The sequence below is a fragment of the Streptomyces sp. CNT372 genome (assembly GCF_000377145.1).
Genome location: NZ_KB897783.1, coordinates 252,533 through 265,193, shown reverse-complemented (window position 1 = coordinate 265,193; position 12,661 = coordinate 252,533). Strand labels below are relative to the sequence as shown.

9 protein-coding genes are annotated in these 12,661 nt (G+C 73.9%); 6 read left to right on the top strand and 3 right to left on the bottom strand.

Annotated features, from left to right (window positions below; translation table 11 throughout):
- Window positions 1-345: 345 nt before the first annotated feature.
- On the bottom strand, window positions 346-3,495 hold the full coding sequence (gene ileS, locus C593_RS0118250; RefSeq protein ID WP_018848746.1) for an isoleucine--tRNA ligase: 3,150 nt from the start codon (window positions 3,493-3,495) through the stop codon (window positions 346-348).
- 620 nt (window positions 3,496-4,115) lie between these two features.
- On the opposite strand from ileS, the gene C593_RS31825 reads away from it, so the two are divergent.
- The 5 genes from C593_RS31825 to C593_RS0118220 all read left to right on the top strand — a co-directional run bounded on the left by C593_RS31825 (window position 4,116) and on the right by C593_RS0118220 (window position 8,989).
- Window positions 4,116-5,111, top strand: a complete 996-nt coding sequence (locus C593_RS31825; RefSeq protein ID WP_078521642.1) for a TraR/DksA C4-type zinc finger protein — start codon at window positions 4,116-4,118, stop codon at window positions 5,109-5,111.
- A gap of 73 nt (window positions 5,112-5,184) precedes the next feature.
- The gene (lspA, locus tag C593_RS0118235) at window positions 5,185-5,745 is read left to right on the top strand and encodes a signal peptidase II (protein ID WP_018848743.1); all 561 of its coding nucleotides are present in this window, start codon (window positions 5,185-5,187) and stop codon (window positions 5,743-5,745) included.
- A gap of 81 nt (window positions 5,746-5,826) precedes the next feature.
- Window positions 5,827-6,768, top strand: a complete 942-nt coding sequence (locus C593_RS0118230) for an RluA family pseudouridine synthase (protein WP_018848742.1) — start codon at window positions 5,827-5,829, stop codon at window positions 6,766-6,768.
- Complete coding sequence (locus C593_RS0118225; protein WP_018848741.1) at window positions 6,765-7,250, top strand: GNAT family N-acetyltransferase; 486 nt, start codon at window positions 6,765-6,767, stop codon at window positions 7,248-7,250. Before C593_RS0118230 ends, C593_RS0118225 begins: the two co-directional genes overlap by 4 nt.
- 152 nt (window positions 7,251-7,402) lie before the next feature.
- Complete coding sequence (locus C593_RS0118220; RefSeq protein WP_018848740.1) at window positions 7,403-8,989, top strand: Na+/H+ antiporter; 1,587 nt, start codon at window positions 7,403-7,405, stop codon at window positions 8,987-8,989.
- Window positions 8,990-9,143: 154 nt separating this feature from the next.
- Here the strand turns inward: C593_RS0118220 and C593_RS0118215 are convergent, their stop codons facing one another.
- Window positions 9,144-10,280, bottom strand: a complete 1,137-nt coding sequence (locus tag C593_RS0118215) for a mechanosensitive ion channel domain-containing protein (RefSeq protein ID WP_018848739.1) — start codon at window positions 10,278-10,280, stop codon at window positions 9,144-9,146.
- A gap of 65 nt (window positions 10,281-10,345) precedes the next feature.
- Here C593_RS0118215 and C593_RS0118210 point away from each other — a divergent pair, with 65 nt between their 5' ends.
- The gene (locus C593_RS0118210) at window positions 10,346-10,915 is read left to right on the top strand and encodes a dienelactone hydrolase family protein (RefSeq protein WP_018848738.1); all 570 of its coding nucleotides are present in this window, start codon (window positions 10,346-10,348) and stop codon (window positions 10,913-10,915) included.
- A gap of 145 nt (window positions 10,916-11,060) precedes the next feature.
- Here the strand turns inward: C593_RS0118210 and C593_RS0118205 are convergent, their stop codons facing one another.
- Window positions 11,061-12,626: a serine/threonine-protein kinase gene (locus C593_RS0118205; protein ID WP_026277810.1), complete on the bottom strand. Its 1,566-nt coding sequence runs from the start codon at window positions 12,624-12,626 to the stop codon at window positions 11,061-11,063.
- Window positions 12,627-12,661: the final 35 nt, after the last annotated feature.

Here is a 12,661-nt window from a genome sequence, read left to right as displayed (position 1 = left end):
CGGGGCCGGGCCCGGAGTGCACCAGCACTCCGGGCCCGGCCCTTTTCCGTGCGCGCGGCCGCCGGACCGGCGCCCGCGACCGCCCGGTCGTCGCCGGTGTGCCACCCGCAGCCGGCCGCGGGTGGCGCACCGGCGGCGGGCCGCCGGGGGTGACCGGGTGCCGGAGAGCGGCCGGCGGCTCTCCCTCGCCCGGCCGTCCCCGACGGCGACGCCGTGACCGGTCCCTCACCGGGCGGGCGGGGCCGCCGCCGGCCGAGCCCGGACACCTCGGAAACGGACCGCGCCCGGCCCCGGCGCCCCTCGCGGGGGCCGGGGCCGGGCGCGGCCGGTGGTGCGGGGCGGCTGCTACGCCTTGCGCAGCCGGAAGGTGAGGGACAGGCCCTCGTCCGTGAACGGCTCCCCGTACGAGGCGTCCGCCGCCGCGTCGCCCGTCGCGAAGTCCGTCGCCAGGACCTCGTCCGCGATCAGCTGCGCGTGCTCCGAGAGCGCCGAGGCGACCTCCGCGTCCGCCGAGGACCAGCGCAGGGCGATCCGGTCCGCCACGTCCAGGCCGCTGTTCTTGCGGGCCTCCTGGATCAGCCGGATCGCGTCCCGGGCCAGGCCCGCGCGCCGCAGCTCCGGCGTGATCTCCAGGTCCAGGGCGACCGTGGCGCCCGCGTCGGAGGCCACCGACCAGCCTTCGCGCGGGGTCTCGGTGATGATGACCTCCTCGGGGGAGAGGGTGATCGTCTCGCCGCCCACCTCCAGCGTCGCCTCGCCGGAGCGCAGGGCCAGCGACAGGGCCGCCGCGTCCGCCGCCGCGACCGCCTTGGCCACGTCCTGGACACCCTTGCCGAACCGCTTGCCCAGAGCCCGGAAGTTGGCCTTCGCCGTGGTGTCGACCAGCGAGCCGCCGACCTCGGAGAGGGCCGCCAGCGAGGAGACGTTCAGCTCCTCGGTGATCTGCGCCCGCAGCTCCGGCGACAGCTCGCCGAAGCCGGTCGCACCCACCAGGGCCCGGGACAGCGGCTGACGGGTCTTGACGCCCGACTCCGCGCGGGTGGCCCGGCCCAGCTCCACCAGCCGCCGTACCAGCACCATCTGCCGCGACAGCACCGGGTCGACCGCCGTCAGGTCCGCCTCCGGCCAGCTCGCCAGGTGCACCGACTCCGGCGCGTCCGGGGTCACCGGCACCACCAGGTCCTGCCAGACCCGCTCGCTGATGAACGGCGTCAGCGGGGCCATCAGCCGGGTCACCGTCTCCACGACGTCGTGCAGCGTGCGCAGCGCCGCCTTGTCGCCCTGCCAGAAGCGGCGGCGGGAGCGGCGCACGTACCAGTTCGACAGGTCGTCGACGAAGGCCGAGAGCAGCTTGCCGGCGCGCTGGGTGTCGTACGCCTCCAGTGCCTGGGTGACCTGGTCCACCAGCGCGTGCAGCTCGCTCAGCAGCCAGCGGTCCAGCACCGTGCGCTCCGCCGGCGCCGGGTCGGCCGCCGAGGGGGCCCAGCCCGAGGTGCGGGCGTACAGGGCCTGGAAGGCGACCGTGTTCCAGTACGTCAGCAGGGTCTTGCGGACGACCTCCTGGATGGTGCCGTGGCCCACCCGGCGGGCCGCCCAGGGGGAGCCGCCGGCCGCCATGAACCAGCGGACCGCGTCCGCGCCGTGCTGGTCCATCAGCGGGATCGGCTGGAGGATGTTGCCCAGGTGCTTGGACATCTTGCGGCCGTCCTCGGCGAGGATGTGGCCGAGGCAGACCACGTTCTCGTAGGACGACTTGTCGAAGACCAGGGTGCCGACCGCCATCAGCGTGTAGAACCAGCCGCGGGTCTGGTCGATGGCCTCCGAGATGAACTGCGCCGGGTAGCGCTTCTCGAAGATCTCCTTGTTCTTGTACGGGTAGCCCCACTGCGCGAACGGCATCGATCCCGAGTCGTACCAGGCGTCGATGACCTCCGGGACACGGGTCGCGGTCAGCCCGCAGCCCTCGTGCGGGCAGGCGAAGGTCACCGCGTCGATGTACGGGCGGTGCGGGTCCAGGCCGGACTGGTCGGTGCCGGTCAGCTCGGACAGCTCGGCCAGCGAACCGACGCAGGTGAGGTGGTCCTCCTCGCAGCGCCAGACGGGCAGCGGGGTGCCCCAGTAGCGGTTCCGGGAGAGCGCCCAGTCGATGTTGTTGTTCAGCCAGTCGCCGAAGCGGCCCTGCTTCACCGAGTCCGGGAACCAGTTGGTCGCCTCGTTCTCGGCGAGCAGCCGGTCCTTGACCGCGGTGGTGCGGATGTACCAGGACGGCTGCGCGTAGTAGAGCAGCGCGGTGTGGCAGCGCCAGCAGTGCGGGTAGCTGTGCTCGTACGGGACGTGGCGGAACAGCAGCCCGCGCGCGTCCAGGTCGGCGGTGAGCGCCTCGTCGGCCTTCTTGAAGAAGACGCCGCCGACCAGCGGGACGTCCTCCTCGAAGGTGCCGTCGGCGCGCACCGGGTTCACCACGGGCAGGCCGTAGGAGCGGCAGACCTTGAGGTCGTCCTCACCGAAGGCGGGGGACTGGTGGACCAGACCGGTGCCGTCCTCGGTGGTGACGTACTCGGCGTTCACCACGTAGTGCGCCGGCTCCGGGAACTCCACCAGCTCGAAGGGCCGCCGGTAGGTCCAGCGCTCCATCTCGGCGCCGGTGAAGGTCTGCCCCGTCGCCTCCCAGCCCTCGCCGAGGGCCTTCTCCAGCAGCGGTTCGGCGACGACCAGCTTCTCCTCCCCGTTCGTCGCGACGACGTACGTGACGCCGGGGTGCGCGGCGACGGCCGTGTTGGAGACCAGGGTCCACGGGGTCGTCGTCCACACCAGCAGGGCCGCCTCGCCCGCCAGCGGGCCGGAGGTCAGCGGGAAGCGCACGAAGACGGAGGGGTCGACGACCGTCTCGTAGCCCTGCGCCAGCTCGTGGTCGGAGAGGCCGGTGCCGCAGCGCGGGCACCAGGGGGCGACCCGGTGGTCCTGCACCAGCAGGCCCTTGCCGAAGATCTCCTTGAGCGACCACCACACGGACTGGACGTAGTCCGGGTCCATGGTGCGGTAGGCGTCGTCCAGGTCGACCCAGTAGCCCATGCGGGTCGTCAGCTCGGCGAAGGCGTCGGTGTGCCGGGTCACCGACTCCCGGCACTTCGCGTTGAACTCGGCGATGCCGTACGCCTCGATGTCCTTCTTGCCGGAGAAGCCCAGCTCCTTCTCGACGGCCAGCTCCACGGGCAGGCCGTGGCAGTCCCAGCCGGCCTTGCGGGCGACGTGGTAGCCGCGCATGGTCCGGAAGCGGGGGAAGACGTCCTTGAAGACGCGGGCCTCGATGTGGTGCGCGCCGGGCATGCCGTTCGCCGTGGGCGGGCCCTCGTAGAAGACCCACTCGGGGCGGCCCTCGGACTGGTCCAGGCTCTTGGCGAAGATCTTGCTCTCGCGCCAGAAGTCGAGCACGGCGTGCTCCAGGGCGGGCAGGTCTACCTGTGCGGGTACCTGGCGGTACTGCGGCGGCGTCATCGGTCTCCTCCGGCGGACTGTGCGTCGTTCCGTCCGGAGGGACGAGAGCAGAACGCTGCGCTCCCGCGGTACCACCCTCCTTGGCCCGGGCACAGGGCCCGGACCCCCTCATTGGGGTCGCGATGCCGGTTCTACTCGCCCGCTCACCGTGTGTGCTGGGTTTTCTTCCGGCGGCTCCGGGGTGATCCTTCACCTCGCGCTGGCCCCCGGGCTCGCACCGTCCCCGGGTCGCTCATGGCCGCGGACGACGCTACTCGTCCCCATCCACGCCTTTCGCTGGGCCCAGTGTACGGGGCCCGGGGCGCCGGGCGGACCGGTTTTCCGCCGCGCGGGGGGCGGGGCCGGGGACGTCGGCCGGGGGCGGGACCGGCATGTGGCCGGGCCGGGCCGGGGCCGGCCGGCGTTGGCCCGAATGCCGTACCGGGGCCGCCCGCGGGTGCCCGGGGCGGGTCCGGGCGGATTACGCGGCGGGGAGCTGGGCACAACGGATGCAGACCCGGCGCGTCGCAGCCCGGGCCCGGTGCTCTCGGCGGCGTGCCCCGTTGCCGCCGGGCTGGTGTCGATTTATCGTCCCAGCACGAATCGCGAGCAAGATCACAATGTGTGAAGGGGCCGCGGCCATGGTGGCGAAGAAGACCACGGCGAAGAAGGCCGCGGCGAAGAGGACCGCAAAGAAGGCGGCGGAGGCGGAGGAGGCCATGGACGCGGTCCCCGCACAGGAGCCCGCTCCCGGCGCCCGGGCCCCCGCGAAGAAGACACCCGCCGCCAAGGCCCCCGCGAAGAAGGCTGCCGCCGGGAAGACCCCTGCCGGGAAGGCGACCGCCGCGAAGAAGGCCGCCAGGAAGGCCCCGGCCTCAAAGACGGCGCCCGGCGGCACGGCGGCGGCGCAGAAGGCCACGGCGGGGACTGCGGCGCCGAAGAAAACCGCGGCGAAGAAAACCGCAGCGAAGAAAACCGCGGCGAAGAAGTCCGCCGCCAAGAAGACCGCGGCCGCGGAAGCGGCGGCCGGGAAGCGCACGGCGTCGAAGCGCGGGACGAAGAAGGCGGCGGCCGGCGAGGCCGCCGCAGCGAGAACGCCGGCCGCCGCATCCGCGGCCGGCACCACAGTGGCCGCGCCCGCGGCCGAGGGGGCGGCGCAGGCCGCGGAGCAGACAGGAGCCGGCACGGTGGGAACGAAGAAGACCGCGGTGAAAGCGCCCATGGCCGCCGCCACACCGCCCGACGAGCTGGCGGTACGGCCCGGGGAGGACCCCTGGACCGCGACCGAGGTCGCCGAGGCCCGCGCGGACCTGGAGAGCGAGGCCACCCGCCTCACCGCCGAGATCACCGCCGCCGAGAGCGCGCTCGTCGGCATGATGCGCGACTCCAACGACGGTGCCGGCGACGACGAGGCCGACACCGGCACCAAGAACATCACCCGCGAGCACGAGATGGCCCTCGCCGCCAACGCCCGCGAGATGCTGGAGCAGACCGAACGCGCTCTGGAGCGTCTGGACGCCGGGACCTACGGGCTCTGCGAGAGCTGCGGCAAGGCCATCGGCAAGGCCCGGATGCAGGCGTTCCCCCGGGCCACGCTCTGTGTGGAGTGCAAGCAGAAGCAGGAACGCCGGGGCTGACGCCTGCGGACCTGTCCCCGACGGCGTGTCGTACCCTCAACCTAAACGGCAGACCCGAGGTTGAGGGACACACGTGGCAGAGGCGGAGCGCACCATCGGTACGCCGGACGTTGACGACGACGCGGGCAAGCCCGCCGGGCAGCCCAGGGGTCCGCGCAGGATCCTCGCGCTGTTCGTGGTGGCCGCCGTGGCCTATCTGCTCGATCTGATCAGCAAGATCATCGTGGTGGAGAAGCTGGAGCACCACCCGCCGATCGAGATCATCGGGGACCTGCTGAAGTTCGAGGCGGTGCGCAACCCCGGCGCCGCCTTCGGCATGGGCGAGGCGTTCACCGTCATCTTCACCTGCATCGCCGCCGTGGTGATCGTGGTGATCATCCGGCTGGCACGCAAGCTCTACAGCCTGCCCTGGGCGATCGCCCTCGGTCTGCTGCTCGGCGGCGCCCTGGGGAACCTCACCGACCGGATCTTCCGCTCGCCGGGCGTCTTCGAGGGCGCCGTCGTCGACTTCATCGCCCCCGCGCACTTCGCGGTCTTCAACCTGGCCGACTCCGCGATCGTCTGCGGCGGCATCCTGATCGTCCTGCTGTCCTTCCGCGGCCTGGACCCCGACGGGACCGTCCACAAGGACTGACGTGACGCCACCGGCCGCCGGTCCGGACGGGGGGTCCCGACCGGGAGCCGGGGCACCCGGGCGGCAAGGCATACTCGACGGGTGAGCACCCTTCCCGAGATCCGCACCCTTCCCGTACCCGACGGCCTGGAGGGCGAGCGCGTCGACGCCGCCATCTCCCGCATGTTCGGCTTCTCCCGCACCAAGGCCGCCGAGCTGGCCGCCGCGGGGAAGGTGCAGGTGGACGGGGCGGTCGTGGGGAAGTCCGAGCGGGTCAGCGGCGGCGCCTGGCTGGAGGTCGAGATGCCGCAGGCGCCCGCGCCCGTGCAGATCGTCGCCGAGCCCGTCGAGGGCATGGAGATTATCCACGACGACGAGGACATCGTGGTGATCGTCAAGCCGGTCGGCGTCGCGGCCCACCCCAGCCCCGGCTGGACGGGCACCACCGTCATCGGCGGGCTGGCCGCCGCCGGCTACCGGATCTCCACCTCCGGCGCCGCCGAGCGCCAGGGCATCGTGCACCGGCTCGACGTGGGCACCTCCGGGCTGATGGTGGTCGCCAAGTCGGAGCGGGCGTACACCCTGCTGAAGCAGCAGTTCCGGGACCGTACGGTCGACAAGCGCTACCACGCCCTCGTCCAGGGCCACCCGGACCCGCTGAGCGGCACCATCGACGCCCCCATCGGACGCCACCCCAACCTCGACTACAAGTGGGCCGTCACCGCCGAGGGCAAGCCCTCGGTGACCCACTACGACCTGATCGAGGCGTTCCGGGCGGCCTCCCTGCTCGACATCAAGCTGGAGACCGGCCGCACCCACCAGATCCGGGTGCACATGGCCGCCCACCGCCACCCCTGCGTCGGCGATCTGACCTACGGCGCGGACCCGACGCTCGCCAAGCGGCTGCGGCTCACGCGTCAGTGGCTGCACGCGGTGCGCCTCGGCTTCGAGCACCCCTCCGACGGCCGCTGGGTCGAGTTCGAGAGCGGCTACCCGGACGACCTGCGCCTCGCCCTGGACACCATCGCGGCGGAGAGCGCGTGAGCGCCGGGGGCTGGAGCGTCCGGGTCGCCACCGGGCCCGCCGACCGGGAGGCGTGCTTCGCCGTCCGCAAGGCCGTCTTCGTCGCCGAGCAGCGGGTGCCCGAGGAGGTCGAGTACGACGCGCACGACGCGGAGGACGCCGCGACCGTGCACGTGCTGGCGGTGCGCGAGGACGGCACCCCGCTCGGCACCGGCCGGCTGCTGCACGGTCCGGCCGCCGCGGACCGCACCGGCGGGGACCTCTCCGTCGGCTCCCTGGGCCGTCTCGCGGTGACCGCCGACGCGCGGGGGCTGGGCGTCGGCGTCGCCCTGGTCCGCGCGGTCGAGGAGGCGGCGCGCGGGCTGGGCCTCGCCGCGGTCGACCTGCACGCACAGACGCACGCGCTCGGGTTCTACGAGCGGCTCGGGTACACGGCGTACGGCGAGGAGTTCCCGGACGCGGGGATCGCGCACCGCTCGATGAGGCGGCCGCTCCACGTCTGACGCCCCCGCCCGCCGAAGCAGCCGACGCGTGCGGCGCGCCCGCGGTGCGGGACCGGCGCGGGGGGCCGGTGGCGTCGGGGGCCGTCCGGGCCGGGCCCGTGGCAGGGTTGAGACCTTGATCCACTGGTTTCGACACGGCCGGAGGGCACGCTGTGGACCAACTGGCGCTGGTGTTCACGCTGTTGTTCGGGTCGGTGGTGACCGTCCCGCTGGGACGCAGACTCGGGCTGCCGGCGCCGGTGCTGATGACCCTCGCCGGGATCGTGCTGGCCTTCGTGCCGTTCGTCCCCGACATCGACGTACCGCCCGACCTGATCCTGCCGCTGCTGCTCCCGCCGCTCCTCTACGCGGCCGTGCAGCGCACCTCCTGGCGGCAGTTCGCGGCCAACGCGCGGCCGATCCTGCTGCTCGCCGTCGCCCTGGTGTTCGTGACCACGGCGGCCGTCGCGGCCGTGGCGCACTCCGTCGTCCCCGGGCTGCCGATCGCCGCCGCCGTCGTCCTGGGCGCGCTGATCGCCCCGCCCGACCCGGTGGCGGCCACGGCCGTCGCGGGGTCGCTCGGGCTGCCCCGCCGACTGGTGTCGATCATGGAGGGGGAGGGGCTGTTCAACGACGTCACCGCGATCGTGCTGTACCACGTGGCCGTCGCCGCGGCCGTCAGCGGGAGCTTCTCCTGGGGCGAGGCGGCCGGGGAGCTGGTGCTCTCCGCGGTCGTCGCCGTCGCCGTGGGGCTGGCACTCGGCTGGGTGACCAACAAGCTGATGGGGATGCTGGGCGACCCGACCCTCCAGACCGGGCTGACCCTGATGGTGCCGTTCGCCTCCTACGCCCTCGCCGAGGAGTTGCTGGGCTCCGGGGTCCTCGCCGTGCTGACCACCGCCCTCTACCTGGCGGAGCGTGCCGCCGACGCGGACGACGTGATGGGCCGGCTCGCCTCCCGCACCTTCTGGGAGATCGTGGACACCCTGGTCACGGGGGTCGCCTTCGGGCTCATCGGGCTGGAGCTGCACAACGTCTTCGGCACGGCCGACGGCCACGCGGGCGAACTGCTGCTGTGGAGCGCGGTGGTGATCGCGGTCGTCGTCGGCGTCCGCCTGCTGTGGCTGCTGCCCGCCGCACGGCTCGCCGAACGACTGCACACGCGGCGGGACTACGACGAGGAGGTGCCCACCGGCTGGCGGGAGACGGTCGTCGTCTGGTGGTCCGGGATGCGCGGCGTGGCGTCCGTCGCGCTGGCGCTGGCGATCCCGCTGGAGACGGACGACGGCGGGGCGTTCCCGATGCGCGAGACCATCATCTTCATCGCCTTCGCCGTCATCCTGACCACCCTGGTGTGCCAGGGGCTGACCCTGCCCTGGCTGGTGCGCCGGCTGGGGGTGCGGGCCGACGCCGACGCGGAACGGGACCTGGAACGCGAACTCGCCGTCCGGGCGGCGAAGGCGGCCAGGCGGCGGCTGCGGGAGATCGAGGAGACGGAGGACCTGCCGGAGGAGGTCAGCGAGCGGCTGCTGCGCGGCGCCTTCGACATCGGTACCCGGATCAGCCCGGACATCGTGGACGAGGAGCGGTGGGACGCCTTCGCCAAGCGGGCGGACCGCTTCGCGGCGGTGCACCGGATTCAGCGGGAGATGCTGTCGGCGGCCCGGCACGAGGTCCTGTCGGCGCGCAGCGAACCGGGCGCGGACCCGGAGGTCGTCGACCGGGTGCTGCACCACCTGGACATCCGCAGTCTGCGCTGAGCGGACGACCGGGCCGGGGCCCGACCTGAGGGGCCGGCGGGCCCGGAACGGGCCCGCCGGATGAGACCCGGCCCCGGGCCGGAGCAGGCCGACGCCCCGCGCCGGGCCGGGGCAGACCGCGCCGGGCAGGCGGTGGCGGGCCGGGGCGGGTGCGTCAGCCGCGGCCCGTGCGCGGGGCCTCGCCGTTCTGCTCGGGCACCGGGTGCTGGGCCGGGCGGCTCCGTGACCCGGGCAGGCCGGACGCGGGGCCCGGCGGCCGGGCCGCGTCGCCCGTGGCCACCTTCGGCAGCGCGTACGGGTGCTTCTCGTGCAGCCAGGCCAGCAACTGCTCGCGGATCGTGCAGCGGGCGGTCCAGATGTCGTCCGCGTCCTTCGCGGTGACCACGGCCCGCACCTGGATCGTGGTCGGTGTGGTGTCGGTCACCGCGAGGCTCCAGTCCCGGCGGTCCCAGGCCTCGCAGTCGTCGAGGAGCTCCCTCAGCTTCTCCCTCATCAGCGGGATCGGGGCGGAGTGGTCCAGGTGGAAGAAGACCGTGCCCGTCATCTGGGCACCGCCCCGGGACCAGTTCTCGAAGGGCTTGCTGGTGAAGTACGACACCGGCATGGTGATCCGCCGCTCGTCCCAGGTCCGCACGGCGAGGAAGGTGAGGGTGACCTCCTCCACCGTGCCCCACTCGCCGTCCACCACGACCGTGTCGCCGATGCGGACCATGTCGCCGAAGGCGATCTGGAAGCCGGCGAAGAGGTTGCCCAGGGTGGACTGGGCGGCGACACCGGCCACGATGCCGATGATGCCGGCGGAGGCCAGCATCGACGTGCCGAGCTTCTCCATGCCGGGGAAGGTCAGCAGCATCGCCGCGGCGGCCACCACCGCGACCACGGCCGTCACGATCCGCATGATCAGCGTCACCTGGGTGCGCACCCTGCGGACCCGCGCGGGGTCCCGGGTGGCCGAGGCGTAGCGCGCGTACGTCGACTCCACCGCCGCCGAGGCGACGTGCACCACCAGCCAGGCGCTCGCCGCGATCAGCACCAGCCACAGGACATGGCCGATGCCGGCCCGGTGGTCCGCCACCAGCGGGTGGCGTATCTCACCGTAGGAGGCGCGCAGCACCGCCGTGAGGATCACCACTTGCAACGGCAGCCGGCAGCGGCGCAGCAGACCCCACAGGGGCGTCTCCGGGTGGCGGGTGTCGGCGCGGCGCAGCAGCCGGTCGACGGCGAGTCCGACGAGCAGCGTCAGCAGCACCGAGCCGCCGACGACGATCAACGGGCGCAGTAGGTTCTCCATGTCTCCCTGTATCCCTGTCTCCCTGTCCCGGACGTCCCGCTCGGGGCGGGTGGCAGGATGGCGGGATGAACGTCATCCTCTTCCACTCCACCTATGGGCTCCGGCCCGCGGTGCATGCCGCCGCCGACCGGCTGCGGGCCTCCGGGCACGAGGTGCGCGTGCCCGACCTGTTCGACGGGCAAACCGCCGAGTCTGTGGAAGGGGGCCGGGAGCTGGGGGAGGCGATCGGCCGGGACGAGCTGCTGCGCAGGGCGGTCGCGGCCGCCGCGCCCCACTCCGACCAGGGCCTGGTGTACGCGGGGTTCTCGCTCGGCGGCGCCGTCGCCCAGCAGCTCGCCCTCGCCGACGAGAAGGCCCGCGGGCTGCTGCTCCTGCACGGCACCTCCGACGTTCCGGACGACGCCTTGGCCGACGGCCTGCCCGTGCAGCTCCATGTCGCCGACCCCGACCCCTTCGAGCCCGACGACTGGCTGAACGCCTGGTACCTGCGGATGGGCCGGGCCGGGGCGGACGTGGAGGTCCACCGGTACGCGGGCGCGGGCCACCTCTACACCGACCCGGACCTGGACGACTACGACGCCGAGGCCGCGGAGGCGACCTGGCGGGTGGCGCTCGGCTTCCTCGACTCGCTCTGAGCGGGCCGAGGACGCGCTCCGAGTGCCGGGGCCGCCGGTTCCGGGGCCTCTGGTGCCCGGCTCCGGTGCCGGCCCCCGGCGCTCGGTCCTGGCGCTCGGTCCTGGCGCTCGGTCCTGGTGTTGGCCCCGGCGCTCGGTCCTGTGCTCAGTCCCGTCGGGTGCAGTAGCCGCCCGGGTCGCTCGCCGGGGGCCGGCACTGGAGGGCGTAGTCGTCCTGGCTCTCGCTCAGATAGCGCCCGATGCAGGTGTTGGGGGTGGTACGGCCGCGGTCCGCGCAGAAGCGGAGGGCCGCCCGGCCGTCCTCGAAGGGGCCGGGCGCGTAGATGACCCAGAACCCCGGCCGCAGCGAGGCGTAGTCGTCGCTGCGCACGTACTCGGCCTCGGGCACGCTCTCCCGGACGCGGGCCAGCCGCAGGTCCCGGGCCGCCGTCCCCGAACCGACCGGCTCCGAGAACAGCTGGGCGATCCACCGGCCGCCGGGCGGCTCGGACGGCGGCGGGGGAGCGGCGCTCGCCGTGGGCGAGGGGAAGGCCGGGCCGGACCGCGTGACGGACGGCGAGGGCGCCCCGGACGGGCTCGGCGTCCCGGAGACCGAGACGGACGGGGACGACGCCGGGGACGACCCGGACGCGGAGGAGACGGAACTCCCGGGCGGGGCCGGGGCCTTGGCGTCCGACGGGGTGTCCCGCTCCCGGAGCGCGAACACCAGCCCGGCGACTGCCGTGAGGGCCACGGCCACCGCCACGGCCGTGACCACCAGCGGGGTCCGGCCGCCGCGCCGCTCCGGTGGGGCGGCGGGCGGGTGCGGCGGCTGCCGCGGAATCGTGGGGCGGGGGCTGTCCACGGCGGTCGGGGCGCGCGGCGGGACGGGGACCCCGGTGGTCGGCTGCGCCCACAGCGGAGCCCGGTCGTCCTCCTCGACCCGGGCGAGCAGGGCGTCCAGCGCGGCGGCGTCCGGGCGGGCGGCCGGGTCCCGGACCAGCAGCGCCAGAAGTACGGGGGTGAGCGGCCCGCACCGCACCGGCGGCGGGACCGGCTCGTCCAGGACGGCGGCGAGGGTGGCCAGGGTGGTGGCACGCCGCATCGGGCTGACGCCCTCCACGCACACGTACAGCACCAGCCCCAGGGACCACAGGTCCGCGGCCGGGTCGTCGCCGGTGCCGCGGACGCGCTCCGGGGCCATGTACTCGGGGGAGCCGACGAGTTCGCCGGTCGCCGTCAGGGCGGTCGAGCCGTGCAGGGCGGCGATGCCGAAGTCCGTGAGGACCGCGGTGCCGTCCTGGCGCAGCAGCACGTTGGCCGGCTTCACGTCCCGGTGCTGGATGCCCGCCGTGTGTGCGGCGCGCAGCGCGGAGAGGATCTGGCGGCCGGTGCGGGCCGCTTCCGCGGGGGACAACGGCCCCTGCTCCAGGCGGTCCTGGAGGCTGACCCCCTCGACGAGTTCCATCACGATCCACGGATGGGGGCCGGAGTCCACGATGTGGTGGACCGTCACCACATGGGGATGGCTCAGCCGGGCGAGGGCCCGTGCCTCGCGCAGGACGCGCTCGCGCACCGCGCCGGATGTGCTCGCGTCGGACCGGACGGCCTTCAGGGCGACGTCCCGGTGGAGGACGGTGTCGCGGGCGCGCCACACCGTGCCCATCCCCCCGCTGCCCAGCTTTCCCGTCAGTTCGAAACGCTCGTCGATCAGGTCCCCCGGCGTGTTCATGGCGCCAGATTATCGGCCGGGGCGGGGGGCCGGGG